The sequence below is a fragment of the Burkholderia sp. WSM2230 genome, from assembly GCF_000472445.1.
Taxonomy (GTDB): domain Bacteria; phylum Pseudomonadota; class Gammaproteobacteria; order Burkholderiales; family Burkholderiaceae; genus Paraburkholderia.
Genome location: NZ_AXAJ01000013.1, coordinates 132,122 through 154,852, shown reverse-complemented (window position 1 = coordinate 154,852; position 22,731 = coordinate 132,122). Strand labels below are relative to the sequence as shown.

Here is a 22,731-nt window from a genome sequence, read left to right as displayed (position 1 = left end):
AACTTTGGAGAGAGTCATGGGACAGTACGCCGCGCCGCTGCGCGACATGCAATTCGTGTTGCACGAGCTGCTCAACGTCGAAGCCGAGATCAAGCAGATGCCGAAGCACGCTGATCTCGACGCGGAGACGATCAACGCCGTGCTCGAAGAGGCCGGCAAGTTCTGCTCCGAAGTGTTGTTTCCGCTGAATCACAGCGGCGACCAGGAAGGCTGCACGTACGTCGGCGACGGCGTCGTGACCACACCGAAGGGTTTCAAGGAAGCCTATCAACAGTATGTGGAAGCCGGCTGGCCCGCGCTCGGTTGCGACCCGGAGTATGGTGGCCAGGGGCTGCCCGCCTTCGTCAACAACGCGCTGTATGAGATGCTGAATTCGGCGAATCAGGCGTGGACGATGTACCCGGGCCTCTCGCACGGCGCGTATGAATGCCTGCACGCGCACGGCACGCCGGAGTTGCAGCAGCGTTATCTGCCGAAGCTGGTCTCGGGCGTGTGGACCGGCACCATGTGTCTGACCGAGCCGCATTGCGGCACCGACCTCGGCATTCTGCGCACCAAGGCCGAGCCGAACAGCGACGGTTCATACGCGATCAGCGGTACGAAGATCTTTATCTCGAGCGGCGAGCATGATCTCGCGGAGAACATCGTGCACCTCGTGCTCGCGCGTTTGCCGGATGCGCCTAAGGGCACCAAGGGAATTTCGCTTTTCATCGTGCCGAAGTTCGTTCCGAACGATGCAGGCGAGGCGGGTGAACGCAACGGCGTGAAGTGCGGTTCCATCGAGCACAAGATGGGCATTCACGGCAACGCGACCTGCGTGATCAATCTCGACAACGCGAAAGGCTGGATGGTCGGCGAGCCGAACAAAGGCTTGAACGCGATGTTCGTGATGATGAACGCCGCGCGCCTCGGCGTCGGCATGCAAAGCCTCGGCCTCACCGAAGTGGCATATCAGAACTCGCTCACGTACGCGAAAGAGCGCTTGCAGATGCGCTCGCTGACGGGCCCGAAGGCGCCCGAGAAAGCCGCCGACCCGATCATCGTGCATCCGGACGTCCGCCGCATGCTGCTCACGCAAAAGGCCTATGCCGAAGGCGCGCGCGCGTTCTCGTACTGGTCCGCGCTGCATATCGACAAGGAGCTTTCCCACGCCGACGAATCCGTGCGCAAGGAAGCTGCCGACCTCGTCGCGCTGCTCACGCCGATCCTGAAAGCGTTCCTGTCGGACAACGCGTTCGAAGGCACCAATCACGCCATGCAGATTTACGGCGGCCACGGCTTTATCGCTGAGTGGGGCATGGAGCAGTACGTGCGCGACGCGCGCATCAACATGATCTACGAAGGCACCAACGCGATCCAGGCGCTCGACCTGCTCGGCCGCAAGATTCTCGGCGACATGGGCGCAAAGATGAAGAAGTTCGGCAAGCTCGTGAGCGACTTCGTGGAAGCCGAAGGCATCAAGCCGGAGATGCAGGAGTTCATCAACCCGCTCGCCGACATCGGCGAAAAGGTGCAGAAGCTCACGATGGAAATCGGCATGAAGGCGATGCAGAACCCGGACGAAGTCGGCGCCGCCGCCGTGCCGTATCTGCGCACCGTCGGCCATCTCGTGTTCTCGTACTTCTGGGCGCGCATGGCGCGCATCGCGCTCGACAAGGAAGCGTCGGGCGATCCGTTCTACAAGGCGAAGCTCGCCACGGCGCGCTTTTACTTCGCGAAGCTGCTGCCGGAAACGGCCATGACGATCCGTCAGGCGCGCGCGGGTTCGAAGCCGCTGATGGACGTCGAAGAAGCGCTGTTCTAAGTCATCTCATGAAAAGCGCCGCGCTTGATGCAACGTGGAGCAACAGTGCATTAACGATGCGGCGCTTCTGTAAGCCAAATTCATCGCGAGTCGGTTGGAAGATTCGCGACACTGCATAACTCCCCGGAGGAACGACGTGAGCAATCTGATCATTCGCAAGGTCGCCGTGCTCGGCGCCGGCGTGATGGGCGCGCAGATCGCCGCGCACCTGATCAACGCCAAGGTGCCCGTGCTGCTGTTCGACCTGCCCGCAAAGGAAGGTCCGAAGAACGCCATCGCGCTGAAGGCGATCGAGAATCTGAAGAAGCTGTCGCCGGCGCCGTTCGGCGTGAAGGACGACGCGCAATACATTCAGCCCGCGAATTATGACGACGACATCGAAAAGCTCGCCGAATGCGACCTGGTGATCGAAGCGATTGCCGAGCGCATGGACTGGAAGCACGACCTGTACAAGAAGGTCTCGCCTCATATCGCGCCGAACGCGATCTTCGCGACGAACACGTCGGGCCTGTCGATCACCGAACTGTCGCAAGGTTTCGCGGATGAGCTCAAGGCACGCTTTTGCGGCGTGCACTTCTTCAATCCGCCGCGCTACATGCATCTGGTCGAACTGATTCCGACCACGGCGACGCGTCCGGAAATTCTCGATCAACTCGAAACGTTCCTGACGAGCGTGGTCGGCAAGGGCGTCGTGCGCGCGAAGGACACGCCGAACTTCATCGCGAATCGCGTCGGCATTTTCTCGATTCTGGCTGTCATTACCGAAGCCGCAAAGTTCGGCCTGCGTTTCGACGAAGTCGACGACCTGACCGGCGCGCGTCTTGGTCGCGCGAAGTCGGCCACGTTCCGCACGGCGGACGTCGTGGGTCTCGACACGATGGCGCACGTCATCAAGACGATGCAGGACAACCTGAAGGACGATCCGTTCTTCCCCGTCTACGAAACGCCGGCCGTGCTGGCTGAACTCGTGAAGAAGGGCGCGCTCGGCCAGAAGACCGGTGGCGGCTTCTACAGGAAGGAAGGCAAGGCGATCAAGGTACTCGACCCGAAAACGGGCGAGTACGTGGACGGCGGCGCGAAGGCGGACGAACTGGTCGGCCGCATCCTGAAGCGTCCGCCCGCCGAGCGCCTGAAGCTGCTGCGCGAATCGGAGCATCCGCAGGCGCAATTCCTGTGGGCGATTTTCCGCGACGTGTTCCATTACATCGGCGTGCATCTGGAATCCATCGCGGATAACGCACGCGATGTCGATCTCGCTATCCGCTGGGGCTTCGGCTGGAACGAAGGTCCGTTCGAAGGCTGGCAGACGGCCGGCTGGAAGCAGGTCGCGGAGTGGGTGCAGCAAGACATCGCCGCGGGCAAGGCGCTCGCGAACGTGCCGCTGCCGTCGTGGGTGCTCGAAGGCCCGGTCGCTGAAAAAGGCGGTGTGCATACGAACGAAGGCTCGTGGTCGCCGGCTTCGAAGAGCTTCGTGCCGCGCTCGTCGCTCGGCGTGTACGAGCGGCAGGTGTTCCGCGCGCCGCTCGTCGGCGAAACGGCGGCGGACCCGAAGACCTACGGCAAGACGCTGTTCGAGACCGACGCCGTGCGCGCATGGGTCGACGACCGCGCCGGTCGAGGTTCGGATGAAAGCGACGTGCTGATCGTGTCGTTCAAGAGCAAGATGAACACGATCGGACCGTCGGTGATCGACGGTCTCACGCAGGCCATCGAACTCGCGGAGAAGGACTTCAAGGGTCTCGTCGTCTGGCAGCCGACGTCGCTGAAACTCGGCACGCCGGGCGGTCCGTTCTCGGCGGGCGCGAATCTCGAAGAAGCCATGCCCGCGTTCATGATGGGCGGCGCAAAGGGCATCGAGCCGTTCGTCAAGAAGTTCCAGCAGGGCATGCTGCGCGTCAAGTACGCGAGCGTGCCGGTGGTATCGGCGGTGTCTGGCATTGCACTCGGCGGCGGCTGCGAACTGCTGCTGCATAGCGCGAAGCGCGTCGCGCACATCGAAAGCTATATCGGTCTGGTTGAAGTGGGCGTTGGCCTCGTGCCCGCGGGCGGCGGTCTGAAGGAAGCCGCACTGCGCGCAGCCGAAGCCGCGACGCAAGTCGGCGCGACCAATGATCTGCTCAAGTTCGTGCAGAAGTCGTTTGAAAACGCGGCGATGGCCAAGGTGTCGGCGTCCGCGCTCGACGCCCGCGCCATGGGTTATCTGAAGTCCTCGGACACGATCGTCTTCAACGTCTTCGAACTGCTCGACGTCGCGAAGAAGGAAGCGCGCGCGCTGGCCGGCGCGGGTTACCGCCCGCCGCTGCGCGTGACGCAGGTGCCGGTTGCCGGCCGCTCGGCAATCTCGACGATCAAGGCTTCGCTCGTGAACATGCGCGACGGCCGTTTTATCAGCGAGCACGATTTCCTGATCGCGAGCCGTATCGCCGAAGCGGTGTGCGGCGGCGACGTGGAAGCGGGCAGTCTCGTCGACGAAGAATGGCTGCTGCAACTCGAGCGCCGCGCGTTCGTGGAACTGCTCGGTACGCAGAAGACGCAGGAACGGATCATGGGCATGCTGCAAACCGGCAAGCCGGTGCGGAACTAACAGCGACGTGCGGAAATTCTGGAGAAACAAATGAGCAAGCAATTGCAAGACGCCTACATCGTCGCCGCGAGCCGTACGCCTATCGGCAAGGCGCCGCGCGGCGTGTTCAAGAACACGCGTCCCGACGAACTGCTGGTCCATGCAATCCGGTCGGCTGTGGCGCAGGTGCCCGGCCTCGACACCAAGGTGATTGAAGACGCGATCGTCGGTTGCGCGATTCCGGAGGCGGAGCAGGGCCTGAACGTCGCGCGTATGGGCGCGCTGCTGGCCGGCCTGCCGCAATCGGTGGGCGGCGTCACGGTGAACCGTTTCTGCGCGTCGGGCCTGACCGCGCTCGCAATGGCCGCGGACCGCATCCGCGTCGGTGAATCGGACGCGCTGATCGCGGGCGGCTGCGAGTCCATGAGCATGGTGCCGATGATGGGCAACAAGCCGTCGCTGTCGCCGCATATCTTCGACCGCAATGAAGACATCGGCATTGCATACGGCATGGGTCTGACCGCCGAAAAAGTCGCGGAGCGCTGGAAGATCAGCCGCGAAGCGCAAGACGCGTTCTCGGTCGAGTCGCATCGCCGCGCCATCGCCGCACAGCAAGCGGGCGAGTTCAACGACGAAATCGCTGCATACACCGTCACCGAGCGTTTTCCGGATCTGGCCACTGGCGAAGTGCGCGTCAAAACGCGCGAAGTTTCGCTCGACGAAGGCCCGCGTGCTGACACGTCGCTCGAGGGTCTCGCGAAACTGCGCACGGTGTTCGCCAACAAAGGTTCGGTGACGGCCGGCAACAGCTCGCAGACGTCGGACGGCGCGGGCGCGCTGATCGTCGTGTCGGAAAAGATGCTGAAGCAGTTCAACCTGACCCCGCTCGCGCGCTTCGTGAGCTTCGCGGTGCGCGGCGTGCCGCCGGAAATCATGGGCATCGGGCCGAAGGAAGCGATTCCGGCCGCGCTGAAGGCCGCGGGCCTCAAGCAGGACGACATCGACTGGATCGAGTTGAACGAAGCGTTCGCCGCGCAATCGCTCGCGGTGATCCAGGATCTCGGCCTCGATCCGTCGAAGATCAACCCGCTCGGCGGCGCCATCGCGCTGGGTCACCCGCTTGGCGCGACGGGCGCGATTCGCGCGTCCACGGTCGTGCACGGCCTGCGCCGCCGCAACTACAAGTACGGCATGGTGACGATGTGCGTGGGCACCGGGATGGGCGCGGCGGGCATCATCGAGCGGCTGTGACACGGCTCGCTCCGGCGTTGGCGGCGCGCCGCGCGGCGTCAACAATATGATGCGCCAGGGACGGTTCGCAGGCTCGACGCTTGCGAACCGTTTTCGCATTTTGCAGCAGCAGTTTCGAGCAGCAATTCAAGGAGACGGAAATGACGACGGATATTCTGGTCGAGCGGGCGAACGGTGTGCTGACCCTTGCCTTTAACCGGCCGGACAAGAAAAACGCGATCACGGCCGCGATGTATCAGACCATGGCCGACACGCTGGTCGAGGCGCAAGGCGACGCGTCCGTGCGCGCGATTCTGATTCGCGGCAGCGCGAACATTTTCAGCGCCGGCAACGATCTTGAAGACTTCATGAAGACGCCGCCGATGGGCGAAAACGCGCCGGTATTCCAGTTCCTGCGCGCGCTCAGTTCGGCGGAAAAGCCGGTGGTGGCGTCGGTGGCGGGCCCGGCGGTCGGCATCGGCACGACGCTGCTGCTGCATTGCGATCTCGTCTATGCCGCCGATTCCGCGAGCTTCTCGCTGCCGTTCGCGCAACTCGGGCTGTGTCCGGAAGCGGCGTCGAGTCTGCTCTTGCAACGCGTCGCCGGCTATCAGGCCGCGGCCGAAAAGCTGCTGCTCGGCGAGGCGTTCGACGCCGCCGAAGCGCAACGCATGGGCTTCGTGAACCGCGTGCTGCCGGCTGCGGAAGTCGACGCGTTCGCGGCATCGCAAGCCGCGAAGCTCGCCGCACTGCCGGCGTCGTCATTACGCGTGACCAAGAGCCTGATGAAGCGCGCAAGCCATCAGGAACTGCAAACGCAGATGTCGGAGGAAGCGGTCCACTTCGGCAAGATGCTGGTTGCGCCTGAAGCGCGCGAGGCGTTCAAAGCGTTCTTCGAAAAGCGCAAGCCGGACTTCCGGCAATTCGACTGAGCGAAGCTGCGGCTCGTCGCAAAGCGGCCGGACTGTAGGCGCGGGCGCCGTTCAAGGCTGCGCGGTGTCGTAATCGACGTAGCTGGTTTCGCGGCAGAAGCTGACAAGCCGCACGCCGGCTTTGCGGGCAATGGCAATCGCCAGCGAAGACGGCGCCGAGATCGTCGCGACCATCGGCACGTCGACGCGCGCGGCTTTGCGCACCAGTTCGTAGCTCGCGCGGCTCGACAGGAACACGAAGCCTTCCTTGGTATCCACTCGATCGAGCACGAGCTGGCCGATCAGTTTGTCGAGCGCATTGTGGCGGCCGACGTCTTCGAACGCGTAGCGGATCGCGCCCGCCGCATCGCACCACGCGGCGGCGTGCAGGCCGCCTGTCAGGCGGGTCAAGGCCTGATGCGCGGGCAATTCGCGGGCCGCGCGCGCGATCGCGTCGGGCGCGAGCCGCTGCAAAAAGCCGGTGTCGGGCACGCGTTCGGGCTTCAGATCGAGCAGATCGATGCTTTCGATGCCGCACACGCCACAGCCGGTGCGGCCGGCCAGCGCGCGGCGCTTCTCCTTCAGCGCGACGAACGCCTGCTGCACGACCTGCAAGTGCACTTCGGCGTGCGGCAATTCGCCGTTGTCATGCAACTCGACCTCGATGTCCTGAATGTCGCTGCCGCGCTCCACGATCCCTTCCGAAATCGCGAAGCCCACCGCGAACGCTTCCAGATCGCACGGCGTACACATCATCACGGCATGCGAAATGCCGTTGAAAACGAGCGCGACCGGCCACTCCTGACCGATGTGGTCGGTGACCGTTTCCACCGCCGCACCGCGATGGCGGCGCACCTCGCGCTCCACCGCGCCGGGTTGGCCTGTTTGCAGTTCGTCCAAGCTGATTCACTCCATTGATGCCGCCCGCGTGCGGCTTGCCGCGCCGCCGACGCACGAATAAGCTTCTAAAATACCTCAAGCCGGGCTTGTGCGTTTGCCCATCATTCAAGAGGACACTGTCATGGGACTGAACGAAGCACCGCTGCTGTTTAACTTCGAGGTGGAGTCGTCGGAGAATTTCACCTATATCCCGATGTCGGTTCGCTTCAATCTGGATCGTTTCGGGCTGCGCATTTCGCTTGCGCAGTGGCAGATGCTGCCGCTCGAAGACCGCAAGCTCCTCGCGCGCTTTCCGGTTGACGAAGACGCGGAGATCGAGCCCAACTTCGATCACGCGCTGTTCGAGATGCTGCGCACTCACGCGAATGTCGAGCCGGAGTGGTTCACGCCGGACGAAGCGCCTGCGTGGCGCAACACGGACAGCGTGCCCGAGAGCGTCGGGCGTCAGGCCAAGGCGGCTGGCCTCGCGGCACCGAGCGCCGCGCGCTGGGCGGAGCTCGACCCGTTCCAGCGGTACGTGCTCACCAAGCTGTCGCGCAAGCAGGAGATCAACCACGACTTCATCCCCGCGATGAAGGAATTTGGCGCGGCCGGCTAGGCGCGGCCGGCTAGGTGCGGCCGGCCAGGTGCGGCTGGCTAGGCGCGGCCGGCCAGGAGCGGCCGGCTAAGTGCGGCCGGCAAACTGCGGCCGGCTAACTGCGGCCGGCTAGGCGCGGCCAGCCCGCCGCCCCAGCCAGGCAGACGAACGGCCTGCTTCGCCGGCGCACGCCCGGCCTCTCGCGCCCGCCCCACAATTTTTCCTCTCCCCACCCTAAACCCATCCCGAACGCTGCCGTTATCCATGGGTTGGCGCGTAAAAGACTTGCATCGATGCGGCCGGACGAATCGCATGCGGCCTCGCGCTCCCGCCCGAAGAACGATCGACGTTCGGAACCCATGACTCCTTTCATCTCGAAGCGGCTGCTGATCAACATAGCGGTCGTGGCTGTCGCGCTTGGCGCAAACGCGTTCGTTGCGTGCTTGCAGATCGCCGGCCAGCACGAGGCCGACGCGCGCATGCTGCATTCGACGCGCGTTCGCCAGAGCCTCGACGCCTATCAGTCGGCGCTGGACGGCGGCACCGCTGCGCTCGCCCGCTTCGAGGCTTCCGGCAAAGCGGCACCCATCGACGCCGCCACGACGATGAGCACGACGCTCGCCAGTCTGGAAAGCGTGTTGCGCGGCCAACTGGCCGCCGAGCCGGCCATGCTCGCCACGCTGGCGCAGGTCGCCGCTGACCGCGACGCTCTGCAACGCGACATCGACGATGCGCTGCTCGCGCGCGACGCACAGGACCCGGCTGCCTCGCGCGAGCGGGGTGCCGCGTCCTACATGCATGTGGGGCTCCGGTTGCAACGCGTCGAGGCGGGCCTCGACGCCCTCCGGGCCGCTGAGAACCGCGCGCTGGATCTGTCGCTTGCCGCGTCGTCGAAGGAGCGGCGGCGCGTGACCCTGCTGCTGATCTTGACCATGCTCGCTGGCAGCGCGCTTCTGATCTTCACCTTCGGGGCACGCGAGAGCAGCGCGCGCAAGAAGCTGCACAGCGTGCGTGCGCTGGGCCGTAATGACGAGCGCTTTCGCAGCCTGTTCGACGATCATCCCGTGCCGATGTATATCTTCGATCGCGAAACGCTGCGCTTTCTCGCCGTCAATTCGGCTGCGATCCAGCAGTACGGCTATTCGGAGAGCGAGTTTCTCGACATGACGATTCGCGACATCCGGCCAAACGACGAGATCGGGCGGCTCGAGTCGCATCTGCTGCGCACCGATAGCGGGCAGCGTGGCCGCACGATGGCGGGCATCTGGCATCACCGGCGCAAGGACGGCTCCGTGATCAGCGCGGACATTTCGTATCACGCGCTGAACTTCATGGGCCGCGCGGCGTTTTTTGTTCTCGCCGACGACGTCACCGAGCAGATCAATGCCGAAGCCGAGGCGCAGCGCTCCAATCAGATGCTCGAAGCGGTGATCGACAACATCCCGCAGCGTATTTTCTGGAAGGACCTGGAGTCGCGCTATCTCGGCTGCAACATGGCGTTCGCGCGCGACGCGGGGCTGTCGTATCCCGAGCAGGTGGTCGGCAAGAGCGACGCGGACATGCCGTGGCGCGCGTTCGCCGAGTTGCTCAACGCGCACGACAAGGAAGTGGTCGACACCGGCGTACCGAAGATGAATTTCGAAGTTGACGTGGTGATCGACGGCGTGCACCGCACGACGGTTACTAGCAAACTGCCGTTCACCGACGGCGACGGCCGCGTGATCGGCGTGCTCGGCTCTTACACCGACATCACTGAACGCAAGCGTGCGGATCTCGCGCTGCGCCTGCAAAGCCGCGCGCTCGATGCGAGCGTCAACGCGATTCTGATCACTGCGCCTTCGCCGGCGGGCAATCTGATCGAATATGTGAATCCGGCCTTCATGCGCATCACAGGCTACGATCCCGCCGAAGTGATCGGCCACGATTGCCGCGTGCTGCAACGCGACGATCGCGAGCAGGAAGGCGTCGCGCTGATTCGCGAGGCGCTCGCCGCCAATCGCGAAGTGAGCGCGGTGGTGCGCAACTATCGCAAGGACGGTGCGCTGTTCTGGAATCAGCTCTTCATTGCGCCGGTGCCGAATGCGGAGGGCGTGATCACGCATCACATCGGCGTGATCAACGACGTGACCGACCTGATGCGCTATCAGGAGCAGCTCGAATATCAGGCGAACTATGACAGCCTCACGCGCCTGCCCAACCGCAACCTGCTGCGCGACCGTCTGCAGCACGCGCTGATCGTCGCGCAGCGGCAGCACAAGGGGGTCGCCGTGGTGTTCATGGACCTCGACGGTTTCAAGAACGTGAACGACAGCTTGGGCCACAGCGTCGGCGACCGGTTGCTCGGTGTCGTGGCGGAGCGGCTCGCGCGCTGCACGCGAACCAGCGATACGGTCGCGCGCCACGGTGGCGACGAGTTTGTGATCGTGATGACCGATACGGTCGACGAACAATCGCTGATTGCGTGGATGGAGCGCGTGCGCACGTCGATTTCAGAGCCGGTGTGGCTCGACGGCACTGAGCTGTACGTCGGCTGCAGCATGGGCGCGAGCCTTTTCCCGCAAGACGGCGACGACGCAGAAACGCTGATGAAAAAGGCCGACCTCGCGATGTATCGCGCGAAGGACATGGGCCGCAACACGTTCCAGTTCTATCAGCCGGAGATGAACGCGAGCGCGGGCGCGCGACTGAATCTCGAGCGGCGTTTGCGGCGCGCGCTGCGCGACAATCAGTTCCTGCTGCACTATCAGCCGCAAGTGGATATTCACACGGGACAGATTGTCGGCACCGAGGCGCTGGTGCGCTGGCGCGATCCCGAAGTCGGGCTCGTGCCGCCGTCGTCGTTCATCCCGGTGGCCGAGGAGAGCGGGCTGATCGGTCCGCTGTCCGAATGGGTGCTGCGCGAAGCGTGTCGTCAGAACAAGGAGTGGCAAGACCTGGGCTTGCCGCCGGCGCGCGTCTCCGTGAATCTGTCGGCGCGCGTGTTCCAGCAGCGCGATATCGCCAAGCTCGTGATGCAGGTGCTCGACGAAACCGGGCTCGAGCCGCAGTACCTGGAACTGGAGCTGACCGAAAGCGCGATCATGCGCAACGCGGAAGAAGCCGTGTCCATGCTCAACGAACTGAGTGCGCTCGGCATCGGCCTTGCGATCGACGACTTCGGCACCGGCTATTCGAGCCTCAGCTATCTGAAACGTTTTCCGGTGGACCGGCTGAAGATCGACCGCTCGTTCGTGTCCGACATCGGCATTTCAGGCGACGACGAGACCATTACCTCGGCGATCATCGCGCTCGCGCATTCGCTGAAGCTGCAGGTGATTGCGGAAGGCGTGGAGACTTCGGCGCAGCTGGACTTTCTGAAGGAGCGCGCCTGTGACGAGATGCAAGGCTTCTACTTCGCGAAGCCTTTGTCGACGGACGCCATTTCTGAACTGATGAAGGGCGGCACGGCGCGCGAACCGGCGATGGTGTAAAGCCGCGGCAGACGGCGCGGCGATGACGAGGCCGCGCGTTGCTGGTGCGTGGCCGCGTGCCGCTGCGCTGCCTCACACCGCCGGCGTGCTCACGAAAACCGGCAACTGTTCCGCCGCCGCCGAAAACGCCTGCAAATGCGGATGCGCGTTCGCGCTGACAATCTGCGGCAGCATCATCTGCGTGAAATTCCAGGCGACCGCGAGCGTGACCTCGGCCGCGCCAAACTGCTCGATGCGGGTCGGCAACGGCGCCGCCGCCGCTTCCCGTTCGAGCTCGGCATACGCGGCGAGCACTTGCCCGCGCACACGGTCCATCCACGGTTCATGCTGCTTGTCGAGAGGCCGCAGATTGCGTTCGTAGACGATCTGCACGGTCTTGTCGCACGCGGCGAGCGCGAGCCCGGTCAGGCGGGCGGCGCGCAGGCAGTCGTCGGGACGCGATGGAAATAGCCGCTGCTCGGGGCCCGCAAGCGACGCGAGGTACTGCAATATCACCGTCGAGTCCATCACCGTCTTGCCATTGTCAGCGACGAGCGTCGGCGCCTTCACGACCGGGTTGATGGCCGCGAACTGGTCGTAGGTGCTGAACACCGAAATCGGCGCGTGTTCGAAGTCCAGATTGAGCATCTTCATGCAGATAGCCACCCGGCGCACGTAAGGCGAGTCGAGCATTCCGATCAGTTTCATGTCTTTTCCGTTAGAGGTTCTTTCATGATGCGCCGACACTTGCCGCCGCTTCTATGGCGTGTTGTCGATGCAATACGGTGAGGCGCAGCACACCTCAACGCAATAGATTAAGCGTCTCCGCGCGCCAGAAAAAGCGAAAATAATCGACGGTTTACGTCAGAATCTCTTACATGAAACCCATTCCGCCCGTGACCGCTCTGCGCTGCTTCGAGGCCGTCGCGCGCCTTGGCGGCGTGACGCAGGCCGCCCGCGAACTGCACGTCACCCATTCGGCGGTGAGCCAGCAGATCAGGGCGCTCGAAGAGGCGCTGGGCGTGGCGCTCTTCGTGCGCGAGGCGCGCGGTCTGCGTCCGACCGAAGAAGGACGCCTCTACGCGCTCGAGATTCGCACGGCGCTGCGCGACATCACGCAGGCCACGCGCCGCGTGCTCGCGCGTCCGCACGACAGCGAACTGGTGATCGCGACCTTGCCGTCGTTCGCGCAGCATTGGCTCGTGCCGCGTTTGCCGGGCTTTCGCGATGCGCATCCGTATTACCGGGTTCGTCTTGTCACGAGTTTGCAGCTCGAAGACTTGCGCCACGGCGCGAGCGATATCGGCATTCGCATGGGGCAGGGCCATTGGCCCGACGTCGCCCAGCAAAAACTATTCGACGATGAAATGATCGTGGTCGCCGCGCCGCATTTCGCGCTCGCGCCAAATGGCCGCTTTCCGGCGACGGCCGAAGAGGTGATTGCGTGTCCGCTGATTTCGAGTCCCGACGCGCCGTGGGCGGACTGGTGTGTCGCGGCTCGAGTGGCGCAACCGGCTGCCGCGCGCGTGGTGTTGTCCGCGAACGACTCTAACGTGGTGATCGGCGCGGTGTTGCTCGGCCAGGGCGTTGCGCTCGAGCGGCGCAGCCTGGTGGCGCATGCGCTCGCTCGCGGCGAACTGGTGCAGATCACGCCGGTTCGCGTGCCTTATCGCTATCCGTACTGGCTCGTGTGGCAGCAGCGCGAAACGCTCACCGCGCAGCAGGCGCATTTCGCGCAGTGGATCGAAGGGCAGGTCGACGCGTATTTGCGAGGTAACGCGGCGCCGGCGGATCAATAGTGCCGCGATGAGGCGCGCGGCGCAGTCGGCGTTGGCGGTCTGCGTTGCCCGTCGGCGCTACTCAATCTAGCGCGGGCAGCGCGCGCGGGCGGCGGTCGCTGTCGGTGGCGACGTAGGTCAGCGTGGCCTCGGTCACCTTCACGATGTCTTGCGCGAGGCTCATGCGTTGCGCGTAGACCTCGACGGAAACGGTGATGGACGTATTGCCCGTCTTCACGATGTCCGCATAAAAACTCAGCAGATCGCCGACGAATACCGGCTGCTTGAACAGGAACGAATTAACCGCGATGGTCGCGACTCGTCCATTCGCGCGGCGGCTTGCCGGAATCGAGCCGGCAATGTCCACTTGCGCCATGATCCAGCCGCCGAACACGTCGCCGTGAATATTGGCGTCCGCCGGTTGCGGCATGACGCGCAGCGCGCAAGGCTTTTGCGGGAGTTGGAGAAGGTCGGTCATCGGGGTACCCTGGAAATGCTGGATAGCTGGCGAAAGCGGCGCCAGCCGGCTTCTGCGACAATACAAAGATCAGGAATTGTACGGGAAAGCGCCCAGCGAGGTTGCGCGACCAGCCGTGTGCGGGCAAGTGCGCCCACGCGCGCGCTGCGCTCGGCGGCCGCTGCGAACTCCGGCATTTCCACCTCCTCCCCAGCCGAACCCATGCGCCGCTCGCTTCCGTCCGAACCTTCGCCAATTTCCACCCAGCCGCGCAACGACTGGCAGACGATCCTGTCGCTGCTGCCGTATCTCGCCACGTACAAATGGCGCGTCGTGTTCGCGTTGAGCTGCCTGATCGGCGCCAAGGTCGCCAACCTGGGCGTGCCGATCGTGATGAAGCGGATCGTCGACAGCCTCGCGTCTGTGCAGCATCTCACTGCGCTCGGCCGCGCGCACGATTCGCCCGGGATCGTTTTGCTCGGTGGCGTCGGGCTGCTGGTGGTCGCGTATGCGGTGGTGCGGCTCTCCACGTCGCTCTTCACCGAGTTGCGCGAGATGCTTTTTTCCAAAGTCACCGAGAGCGCCGTGCGCCAACTCGCGCTCAAGGTGTTCCGGCATCTGCATGGCCTGTCGTTGCGTTTTCATCTTGAGCGGCAAACGGGCGGCATGTCGCGCGACATCGAACGCGGCACGCGCGGCATCACCCAGCTCATTTCTTATTCGCTGTACAGCATTCTGCCGACGCTTGTGGAAGTCGGCCTCGTGCTGGGCTTTTTCGTCGTCAAATACGAGGCGTATTACGCGGTGGTCACGTTTGTGGCGCTGGCCGTGTACATCGTGTTCACGGTGAAGGTGACCGAGTGGCGCACGCATTTTCGCCGCACGATGAACGATCTCGACTCGAAGGCGAACTCACGCGCAATCGACTCGCTGCTCAACTACGAGACCGTCAAGTACTTCGGCAATGAGGAGTGGGAAGCGAGCCGCTACGACGAAAACCTGAAGCGCTATCGCACGGCGGCGATCAAGTCGCAGCGCTCTCTGTCGGCGCTGAACTTCGGGCAGCAGGCGATTATCGGCACGGGGCTCGTGTTCATTCTGTGGCGCGCAACCGAAGGCGTGATGGCCGGGCGCCTCACGCTCGGCGATCTCGTGCTGATCAACACATTCATGTTGCAGCTTTATATTCCGCTGAATTTCCTCGGCGTCGTGTATCGCGAGCTGAAGCAAAGCCTCACCGACATGGACCGCATGTTCACACTTCTCGGCGCCGCGCAGGAAGTGCCCGACGTGCCGGACGCGCCCGCGTTGCAGGTGAGCGGTGCGCAAGTTCGCTTCGAACACGTGAACTTCTCATATGAGCCGGCACGGCAGATTCTCCACGACGTGAGTTTTACCATTCCGGCCGGCACCACGACTGCGGTGGTCGGGCACAGCGGCTCGGGCAAGTCGACGCTCGCGCGGTTGATGTTCCGCTTCTACGATCTGGATCGCGCGACCGGCGGCGCGATTACCATCGACGGTCAGGATATTCGCAACGTCGCGCAGGCCTCGCTGCGCGCGTCGATTGGAATCGTGCCGCAGGACACGGTGCTGTTCAACGATTCGATCTACTACAACATCGCCTATGGAAGGCCTTCGGCGACGCGCGACGAAGTGATAGCGGCGGCGCGCGCCGCGCATATTCACGAGTTCATCGAAGGACTGCCGAAGGGCTACGACACGCCGGTCGGCGAGCGGGGCCTTAAGCTATCTGGCGGCGAAAAGCAGCGCGTCGCGATTGCGCGGACCATCCTGAAGAATCCGCCCATTCTGCTGTTCGACGAGGCCACCTCGGCGCTCGATTCGCGTTCGGAGCGCGCCATCCAGCACGAACTCGATCAGATCGCGCGCGAACGCACGACGCTTATCATCGCGCACCGGCTTTCCACTGTCGTGCACGCTCAGCAGATCATCGTGATGGACAAGGGGCGCATCGTGGAACGCGGCACGCACGCCGAGCTGTTGCGCGCGAATGGCCTGTTCGCGCAGATGTGGGCGCTGCAGCAGCAACGCGCGGCCGAGGCTTCAGAAGCTGCGGAGAATGCCGGCGCTGCAGCGGTGCCTGACAACGCGGACCTGTCGGCGCGCTGAACGCGCCGTATCGACAGATTGCGGCGCTCAGCGCGCGCGCAAACGCCGATCGAGTTGCTCGAGCTGCGCGGGCGTACCGACGTTTTCCCACAAGCCCTCGTATAGCTCGCCGGTCGCGAGGCCGCGTGCGATTGTTTCGCGGTAGTACGGCCTGAGCGCGCGCCGTGTGCCGCGCGGCAGGTCGCGGAACATGCGCGTGTCGTAGAGCCCGATATTGCCGAACGTGAAGCGCGGCCCGGCGTCGAGCGAGAGAACACTGTCCGTGAGCGCAAAGTCACCTTCCGGATGAAACGGCGGATTCGGCACCATCACGAGGTGCATGCCGGGTTCCGGCAAAGCCTTCAATGCGGCGGCGCGCGCGTTCAATGCGCTGTAATCGAAATCTGCGTACACGTCGCCGCTCACTGCGACGAACACCTCGCTCGCGCCGTGATCTTCCAGCAGCGGCAGCGCTTGCACGATGCCGCCCGCGGTTTCCAGCGCTTCATGCTCGGGCGAATAGCGCAACTCGACGTGCCAGCGCGAACCGTCGCCGAGCGCGGCTTCGATCTGCTCGCCGAGCCATGCGTGATTGATCACGATGGTCCGAAAGCCAGCGCGCGCGAGCCGTTCGACCTGCCAGACGACGAGCGGCTTGCCGCCGACTTCGAGCAAGGGCTTCGGACACGTGTCGGTCAGCGGACGCATGCGCTCGCCGCGGCCCGCGGCGAAAATCATCGCTTTTTTCAGGGACATTGTGGTTATTCAGAACGTGTAGCCGACTTCGTTCGCACGGCCTTCCAGATCGTCGAGCAGCCTGGCGAACGGACGCAGCGGCGCATAGCGTTCGGCCACCTTGCGCGCATAGCCGATGAAGCGCGGCAAGTCGTTCATGTAATGCGGCTTGCTGTCGCGATAGTTGATGCGGCAGAAAAGACCGAGCACCTTGATGTGCCGCTGCAGACCCATCCATTCGATCTGACGGTAGAACTCGCCGAAGTCGGGGTCGACGGGCAGGCCGGCCTTTTTCGCGCGCTCCCAGTAGTACACGAAGCAGTCGAGCTCGAACTCCTCGTCCCAACTGAGGAAGGCGTCGCGCAGCAGCGACGCGACATCGTAAGTGATCGGGCCGTACACCGCGTCCTGGAAGTCGAGCACGCCCGGGTTGGCCTTGTGGCTTGCGTCGCTCGCCGCGTTCGGGTCGGCGCAGACCATCAGATTGCGCGGCATGAAATCGCGCAGCATGAACACTTGCGGCTGCGCCCGCGCGCTTGCAATCAGCAGCGCGAACGTGCGGTCGAGCACGCCGCGCGTGTTGTCGTCGACTTCGCGCCCAAGGTGCCTGCCGATAAACCACTCGGGCATCAACTCCATCTCGCGGCGCAGGAATGCTTCGTCAAACGGCGGCAGCACGTCTTCACGTGAGGCAAGCTGCCAGCGGAGCAGCGCGTCGAGCGCGTCGCGCATCAGCGTGCGCGCGCGGCGCGGGTCGTTGTCCTGTTGCGCGGCGCTCAGCGCGCCGAGGTACGACGCGGTGCCGAGGTCCGTGACGAGCATCAGGCCCGCGTCGACATCCACTTCCAGAATGCGCGGCACATGCACGCCGGCAGCGTCGAGTAACTGCGCGACCTGCGTGAACTCGCGGCATTTTTCGGGCGGCGGGGCGTCGACGGCGATCAGTGTGCCCGTGTTTTCGCCTTCCGCCGCCTTACCGGCGAGCCGGAAATAGCGGCGAAAGCTGGCGTCGGACGAAGCCGGCGCGAGTGTGCTGAGATCGAGCGCATAGTGGGCCGCATGGCCTTGCAGCCAGGCCTTGAGCAGTTCGAGGCGGCTGTCGCCGGAATGTTGTGTGAAGTCTTGGGAAGGGGGCAGCGTCATGAAAACCGGCGGCAAATTCAGAGGGGCAACGTCTTGCCATATAATACCCCACGACTTTTTTGACGCGACTCACGCCAGCTTTCGCGTATTCCGCTTTACCGCCCGCCTCACCGTTCGGAGATTGTAAATATTGATGTGCAGCCGACTGTCACGGTCGTGGTGTGCAGGCGGTGGATCGTGACTGCAGAAGCTGACGGACGGGCCGATTCGCCAAATGATACATGCCGCCTAGACAGCTTTCCCAAACGAATCCCTCTTGTGCCGCGATGCCGCGCAAAAGGCGGCTCGTCGCGGCGTTGATCGCCGTTCCGGGCCTCGTGCCCGCGCTCGCTCACGCCCAACTGGTCGGCGAGGCAGCACAGCCGCAGCCAATCGACCCACCGTGGGGCATGCGGCTCGCTCCGCAACTCGAAGACCATGTGCTGCAGGCCGGGCAGAAGCCGGCCACCTTCGTGCTCGGCGATTCAACCAACGGCACGACGGACCAGGACATGGCCGTCAAGGGCGCAGCGGAAGTGCGTCGCAGTACGGTCGTCATCAAGGCCGACGCGCTGCATTACGATCAGGACACGGACATGGCCGACGCATACGGCCAGGTCCGCCTGAACAACAACGGCACGACCTTCGCCGGACCGGAAGCGCATATGCGCGTGGATTCGAGCGAAGGCTTCATGACGGCGCCCAAGTATCACTTCAACGTGACGGGCGGCTCGGGCAGCGCGGAGCGCGTCGACCTGCTCGACAACGAGCGCTCGGTGTTCACGAAGGGCACATACACGGCCTGCGCGTGCGCGGACAATCCGGCGTGGTACATCAAAGGTAGCGAGTTCGATTTCGACACAGGCGCCGACGAAGGCGTGGCCTACAACAGCGTGCTGTTCTTCCAGGGCCTGCCGGTGTTCGCGTCGCCGTGGCTGTCGTTTCCGCTGTCGGGCGAGCGGCGCAGCGGTATTTTGCCGCCCACGTTCTCGCTCAGTTCGACGAACGGCTTCGAACTTTCGGTGCCGTATTACTTCAACATCGCGCCGAATCGCGATCTGACGCTCACGCCGCGTCTGATCTCCAAGCGTGGTGTGCAGTTGCAGACCGCGTTCCGCTATCTGTCGCCCACGTATTCCGGCTCGATTACCGGCGAATTCCTGCCGAACGACCGGCTGACGAAGACCAACCGCTACGCGCTGTATATCCAGCACAACCAGAACTTCGGCAACGGGTTCGGCGGCTACATCTACTACAACAAGGTTTCGGACAACACGTATCCGGAAGACCTGTCGTCGTCGGCCAATCAGTTCATGAACGGCACCCAGCTCCTGTATCAGCAGGAAGCGGGGTTGACCTACAACAACGGTCCGTGGTCGGTGCTCGCGCGCGAGCAGCACTGGCAGACGCTCACGCCGTCGGTCGCGCCGTATGGCCGCGAGCCGCAGTTGAACGTGAAGTACGCGAAGTACAACGTGGGCGGCTTCGACTTCGGCGCCGAAGCGGACTACACGAACTTCCGCATCACCACCGCGGACATGACCCAGGGTCAGCGGGTGATGTTCAACCCGTACATTTCGTACTCGGTGGTGGGGCCGGGCTATTTCGTCACGCCCAAGGTGCAGTGGCACTTCGCGTCGTATAACCTGAACAACATCAGCGGCGACGTGCCGGTCGGTACGCCGAAGAATTTCACGGAATCCATTCCGACGCTGACTTTCGACACCGGCCTGATTTTCGATCGCTCGGTCCGGCTCTTCGGCGAGGATTACATCCAGACGCTGGAACCGCGCCTGTACTACGTGTACACGCCGTATCGCAATCAGGCGTCGGCGCCGCTCTTCGATACGGCCGAATCCGATTTCGGGCTTGCGGAAATCTTCACGCCGAACACGTTCGTCGGCAACGACCGTATCGCGGACGCCAACCGGCTGACCGCAGCTATCACCACGCGCTTCATCAACCCGGCAACGGGCGACGAACGCGCGCGCTTCGTGATCGCGCAGCAGTACTACTTCCAGGATCAGCGCGTCACGCTGCTGCCGAATCAGACCAGCACGCAGGCCACGCATTCGGACCTGATCGTGGGCGCGTCGCTGAAGCTCGGGGCCGGTTTCGCGTCGGAAACTGCGTTCCAATATAATGCGGACAACAACCAGCTGGTCAAGACGAGCGTGGGTTTCGGGTTCAGCCCGGCAACCGGCAAGGTGCTCAATGTCGCGTATCGTTACACGCGCGCGAACACCACGCTCGACAACCAGCCTATCAACCAGGTGCTGGTTTCGGGGCAATGGCCGCTCACGCATCGGGTGTTCGGGGTTGGGCGGTTCAACTACGACCTCGGCGGGCATCGGATCGTCGACGGACTCGTCGGTCTGCAGTACGACGCCGACTGCTGGACGCTCGGCGCCGGCATTCAGCGCTACGCAAACGGGCTGAATACGTCGGGTCAGCATCAGTCGAGCACGCGCTTTCTCGCGCAGTTGACGTTCAAGGGTCTGTCGAGCGTCGACAACGGGCTGATTGCCGCGTTCCGCAGCAGCGTGGCGGGCTATACGCCGCTGCCGCCACCGCCGCCGCCGGAATCGCGGTTCATCAATTACGAATGACGCTCGCCCGGTCGTTCATCGAATGCGAAAAGACGGGCCAGGCGTGCCCGACATCATTGGAGTATCTGTGGCAATCATGAAAAAGCTTCGCTTGGCAACGCTCGCGGCAGGTCTTGCCGCCGTGGCGTCTTTCGTGTCGGTTGCGCCGGTACAGGCGCAGGCGCTCGCCGGCAACCGCGGCCAGACGGTCGACACGATTGCCGCAGTGGTCAACAACGGTGTCATCACGCGGCGCGAGCTCGACGAGCGCGCGGGCCTGATCGCCCGGCGTCTGCAGCAGCAGAACGCGCCGGTTCCGCCGGCCGACCAGTTGCGTCAGCAGGTGCTCAACCAGATGGTGCTGGAGCGCATCCAGTTGCAGAAGGCGAAGGAAGTCGGCATCAATATCGACGACGCGGCGGTGCAGAAAACGCTCGAGCGCCTCGCTCAGGCGAACAATCTGACGCTCGACGTCTACCGCGCGCGTATCGAGGCGCAAGGCGTGCCCTGGACCACGTTCACGAGCGACGCGCGCACGGAGCTCACGCTTTCGCGTTTGCGTGAAAAGGAAGTGGACAGCAAGGTCACGGTGTCAGACGCGGAAGTCGCGAACTACATCGCGAGTCAGCGCGGTCCGAATGCCGGTGCGACGAGCGACCTGCACATGGAACATATTCTCCTGAAAGCGCCGCTGAACGCGCCGCAAACGGACATTGAAGCGGCTCAGAAGAAGGCCGAGGCACTGCTCGCCGAAGCCAAGGGCGGCGCCAACTTCGAAAAGCTCGCGAAGTCGAATTCGCAGGCGCCGGATGCGGGCAAGGGCGGCGACATGGGCTACGCGTCGCCGTCGAAGCTGCCGCCGGAGTTCGTCAAGGCCGCCTCGGCGCTGCGTCCGGGCCAGGTCAATCCGGAGCTCATCCGCACCAGCGACGGCTTTGAAATCGTGCGTCTCGTCGACCGCCGCACCGGTCAGGGCACGAGTTCGGACGCCCCCAAGCTCATGCAAACGCACGTGCGCCACATTCTGCTGCGCGTCGGCGACGGCATGTCCGAACCGCAAGCGCGTCAGAAGCTGCTCGAAATCAAGCGGGAAATCGCCGCGGGCGGCGACTTCGCGAAGTTCGCTCACACCTATTCGCAAGACGGTTCTTCGTCGCAGGGCGGCGACCTCGGCTGGATCAGCCCGGGCGAAACGGTGCCGGAATTCGAGCGCGCGATGAACACGCTGCAGGACGGCCAGATCAGCGACCCAGTGCGCAGCGAATACGGTTATCACCTGATTCAGGTGCTGGAGCGCCGCGAGGCGCAAGGCTCCATCGCCCAGCAAATGGACCTCGCGCGCCAGGCCATCGGTCAGCGCAAGGCGGAGCAGGCTTACGCAGACTGGCTGCGCGAACTGCGCGACACCGCTTATGTCGAAGTGAAACCTGATCTGTCGAGCATTCAGTAACCATCATGAGCACCGCCGCCCAGTCCGCCAGCTTGCCGTTGCAGATCGCGATCACCACCGGCGAGCCGGCCGGCGTCGGTCCCGAACTCACGGTTCAAGCGCTGGCCGGCGCGGCAACGCACTGGCCCGGCGCGCAGTTCACGGTGCTGGGCGATGCCGCGCTTCTCGCGGAACGCGCACGCGCAGTGGGCGTGGACTGGAGTGCGCTGCAGGCGGACGCCTCGCGCATCCGCATGCAGCATCGGCCGCTCGGCGTGCCGGCGGTCGCCGGCAAGCTGAGCGCGGGCAATGGGCGCTACGTGCTCGACCTTCTGGACAGCGCAATCGACGGCGCCATGGCCGGCACTTTCGACGCGATCGTCACCGCGCCGCTGCAAAAGAGCACCATCAACGACGCGGGCGTGCCTTTTACAGGCCACACCGAATATCTCGCGGAACGCACCCACACGCCGCGCGTGGTAATGATGCTGGCGGGCACCGGCAAGCGTCCGCTGCGCGTGGCGCTCGCCACCACGCATCTGCCGCTCAAGGACGTGTCGGCGGCGCTTTCAATCGAGGGTCTCGTCGAAACGCTGCGCATTGTCGATCACGACTTGCGGCATCACTTCGGCCTGCCCGCGCCGCGCATCCTCGTCACGGGGCTCAACCCGCACGCGGGCGAAAACGGCTATCTGGGCCGCGAGGAAATCGACGTCATTTCGCCGGCGCTCAAGCTCGCGAATAGTGAGGGCATCGACGCGCGCGGTCCCTATCCGGCCGACACGCTGTTTCAGCCGCGTTATCTGGACGAAGCCGACTGCGTGCTCGCCATGTTTCACGATCAGGGCTTGCCGGTGCTGAAGTACGCGACGTTCGGCGAAGGCATCAACGTGACGCTCGGCTTGCCGATCATCCGCACGTCGGTCGATCACGGAACCGCGCTCGATCTCGCCGGCACTGGCCGCGCCGACGCGGGCAGTTTGATCGCGGCGATCGACACCGCGGTTTCCATGGCGCAACATCGCCGCGCGGGCTGATTCAACGCTGCATATTTAGCGTGGCTCATTGAGCGTCGT

Annotated in this window: 16 protein-coding genes; 11 read left to right on the top strand and 5 right to left on the bottom strand. The window is 64.0% G+C overall.

Features of this window, described 5'->3' with window-relative positions:
* Positions 1-16: 16 nt before the first annotated feature.
* The 4 genes from A3AC_RS0122825 (at position 17) to A3AC_RS0122810 (ending at position 6,529) form a co-directional block, all read left to right on the top strand.
* The gene (locus tag A3AC_RS0122825; RefSeq protein ID WP_025601679.1) at positions 17-1,804 is read left to right on the top strand and encodes an acyl-CoA dehydrogenase C-terminal domain-containing protein; all 1,788 of its coding nucleotides are present in this window, start codon (positions 17-19) and stop codon (positions 1,802-1,804) included.
* A gap of 136 nt (positions 1,805-1,940) precedes the next feature.
* A complete protein-coding gene (locus A3AC_RS0122820) occupies positions 1,941-4,388 on the top strand; it encodes a 3-hydroxyacyl-CoA dehydrogenase/enoyl-CoA hydratase family protein (RefSeq protein WP_025601677.1) in 2,448 nt (815 codons plus the stop codon).
* A gap of 30 nt (positions 4,389-4,418) precedes the next feature.
* On the top strand, positions 4,419-5,618 hold the full coding sequence (locus A3AC_RS0122815) for an acetyl-CoA C-acyltransferase (protein ID WP_025601675.1): 1,200 nt from the start codon (positions 4,419-4,421) through the stop codon (positions 5,616-5,618).
* Between the two features lie 140 nt (positions 5,619-5,758).
* Entirely contained in the window at positions 5,759-6,529 is a 771-nt protein-coding gene (locus tag A3AC_RS0122810) for an enoyl-CoA hydratase (RefSeq protein ID WP_025601673.1), read from the top strand.
* Positions 6,530-6,580: 51 nt separating this feature from the next.
* Here the strand turns inward: A3AC_RS0122810 and fdhD are convergent, their stop codons facing one another.
* On the bottom strand, positions 6,581-7,408 hold the full coding sequence (gene fdhD / locus A3AC_RS0122805) for a formate dehydrogenase accessory sulfurtransferase FdhD (protein WP_025601672.1): 828 nt from the start codon (positions 7,406-7,408) through the stop codon (positions 6,581-6,583).
* A gap of 121 nt (positions 7,409-7,529) precedes the next feature.
* On the opposite strand from fdhD, the gene A3AC_RS0122800 reads away from it, so the two are divergent.
* Positions 7,530-8,006, top strand: coding sequence for a nitrate reductase associated protein (locus A3AC_RS0122800; RefSeq protein ID WP_025601670.1), 477 nt, complete (start codon positions 7,530-7,532; stop codon positions 8,004-8,006).
* Between the two features lie 338 nt (positions 8,007-8,344).
* Positions 8,345-11,455: a sensor domain-containing protein gene (locus tag A3AC_RS0122795; protein WP_025601669.1), complete on the top strand. Its 3,111-nt coding sequence runs from the start codon at positions 8,345-8,347 to the stop codon at positions 11,453-11,455.
* 72 nt (positions 11,456-11,527) lie between these two features.
* Here A3AC_RS0122795 and A3AC_RS0122790 read toward each other — a convergent pair whose 3' ends face one another.
* The gene (locus A3AC_RS0122790; RefSeq protein ID WP_025601667.1) at positions 11,528-12,142 is read right to left on the bottom strand and encodes a glutathione S-transferase; all 615 of its coding nucleotides are present in this window, start codon (positions 12,140-12,142) and stop codon (positions 11,528-11,530) included.
* A 170-nt stretch (positions 12,143-12,312) separates the two neighbouring features.
* On the opposite strand from A3AC_RS0122790, the gene A3AC_RS0122785 reads away from it, so the two are divergent.
* A complete protein-coding gene (locus A3AC_RS0122785; protein ID WP_025601665.1) occupies positions 12,313-13,233 on the top strand; it encodes a LysR substrate-binding domain-containing protein in 921 nt (306 codons plus the stop codon).
* Positions 13,234-13,294: 61 nt separating this feature from the next.
* On the opposite strand, the gene A3AC_RS0122780 is transcribed toward A3AC_RS0122785, so the two are convergent.
* Positions 13,295-13,690 (bottom strand): acyl-CoA thioesterase, encoded by a 396-nt coding sequence (locus A3AC_RS0122780; protein ID WP_013338031.1) that lies wholly within the window; start codon positions 13,688-13,690, stop codon positions 13,295-13,297.
* A gap of 201 nt (positions 13,691-13,891) precedes the next feature.
* Here A3AC_RS0122780 and A3AC_RS0122775 point away from each other — a divergent pair, with 201 nt between their 5' ends.
* A complete protein-coding gene (locus A3AC_RS0122775; RefSeq protein ID WP_025601663.1) occupies positions 13,892-15,802 on the top strand; it encodes an ABCB family ABC transporter ATP-binding protein/permease in 1,911 nt (636 codons plus the stop codon).
* A 27-nt stretch (positions 15,803-15,829) separates the two neighbouring features.
* Here A3AC_RS0122775 and murU read toward each other — a convergent pair whose 3' ends face one another.
* Both murU and A3AC_RS0122765 read right to left on the bottom strand, forming a co-directional pair.
* A complete protein-coding gene (gene murU, locus A3AC_RS0122770) occupies positions 15,830-16,537 on the bottom strand; it encodes an N-acetylmuramate alpha-1-phosphate uridylyltransferase MurU (RefSeq protein ID WP_025601662.1) in 708 nt (235 codons plus the stop codon).
* Between the two features lie 9 nt (positions 16,538-16,546).
* Complete coding sequence (locus tag A3AC_RS0122765; RefSeq protein WP_025601661.1) at positions 16,547-17,659, bottom strand: aminoglycoside phosphotransferase family protein; 1,113 nt, start codon at positions 17,657-17,659, stop codon at positions 16,547-16,549.
* 221 nt (positions 17,660-17,880) lie between these two features.
* Here A3AC_RS0122765 and A3AC_RS0122760 point away from each other — a divergent pair, with 221 nt between their 5' ends.
* The 3 genes from A3AC_RS0122760 (at position 17,881) to pdxA (ending at position 22,692) form a co-directional block, all read left to right on the top strand.
* The gene (locus A3AC_RS0122760) at positions 17,881-20,247 is read left to right on the top strand and encodes an LPS-assembly protein LptD (protein ID WP_025601659.1); all 2,367 of its coding nucleotides are present in this window, start codon (positions 17,881-17,883) and stop codon (positions 20,245-20,247) included.
* A 67-nt stretch (positions 20,248-20,314) separates the two neighbouring features.
* Entirely contained in the window at positions 20,315-21,676 is a 1,362-nt protein-coding gene (locus A3AC_RS0122755; RefSeq protein ID WP_025601658.1) for a peptidylprolyl isomerase, read from the top strand.
* 5 nt (positions 21,677-21,681) lie between these two features.
* The gene (gene pdxA, locus A3AC_RS0122750; RefSeq protein WP_025601657.1) at positions 21,682-22,692 is read left to right on the top strand and encodes a 4-hydroxythreonine-4-phosphate dehydrogenase PdxA; all 1,011 of its coding nucleotides are present in this window, start codon (positions 21,682-21,684) and stop codon (positions 22,690-22,692) included.
* Positions 22,693-22,731 lie beyond the last annotated feature (39 nt).

What these genes read in the sequence shown, in the direction of transcription:
- pdxA (WP_025601657.1), top strand. Translation starts at nt 21,682, where the DNA reads ATGAGCACCGCCGCCCAGTCCGCCAGCTTGCCGTTGCAGATCGCGATC.
- A3AC_RS0122780 (WP_013338031.1), bottom strand. Translation starts at nt 13,690, where the DNA reads ATGACCGACCTTCTCCAACTCCCGCAAAAGCCTTGCGCGCTGCGCGTC.
- A3AC_RS0122765 (WP_025601661.1), bottom strand. Translation starts at nt 17,659, where the DNA reads ATGACGCTGCCCCCTTCCCAAGACTTCACACAACATTCCGGCGACAGC.
- A3AC_RS0122795 (WP_025601669.1), top strand. Translation starts at nt 8,345, where the DNA reads ATGACTCCTTTCATCTCGAAGCGGCTGCTGATCAACATAGCGGTCGTG.
- A3AC_RS0122815 (WP_025601675.1), top strand. Translation starts at nt 4,419, where the DNA reads ATGAGCAAGCAATTGCAAGACGCCTACATCGTCGCCGCGAGCCGTACG.
- A3AC_RS0122760 (WP_025601659.1), top strand. Translation starts at nt 17,881, where the DNA reads ATGCCGCCTAGACAGCTTTCCCAAACGAATCCCTCTTGTGCCGCGATG.
- murU (WP_025601662.1), bottom strand. Translation starts at nt 16,537, where the DNA reads ATGTCCCTGAAAAAAGCGATGATTTTCGCCGCGGGCCGCGGCGAGCGC.
- A3AC_RS0122785 (WP_025601665.1), top strand. Translation starts at nt 12,313, where the DNA reads ATGAAACCCATTCCGCCCGTGACCGCTCTGCGCTGCTTCGAGGCCGTC.
- A3AC_RS0122825 (WP_025601679.1), top strand. Translation starts at nt 17, where the DNA reads ATGGGACAGTACGCCGCGCCGCTGCGCGACATGCAATTCGTGTTGCAC.
- A3AC_RS0122800 (WP_025601670.1), top strand. Translation starts at nt 7,530, where the DNA reads ATGGGACTGAACGAAGCACCGCTGCTGTTTAACTTCGAGGTGGAGTCG.
- A3AC_RS0122775 (WP_025601663.1), top strand. Translation starts at nt 13,892, where the DNA reads ATGCGCCGCTCGCTTCCGTCCGAACCTTCGCCAATTTCCACCCAGCCG.
- A3AC_RS0122790 (WP_025601667.1), bottom strand. Translation starts at nt 12,142, where the DNA reads ATGAAACTGATCGGAATGCTCGACTCGCCTTACGTGCGCCGGGTGGCT.
- A3AC_RS0122810 (WP_025601673.1), top strand. Translation starts at nt 5,759, where the DNA reads ATGACGACGGATATTCTGGTCGAGCGGGCGAACGGTGTGCTGACCCTT.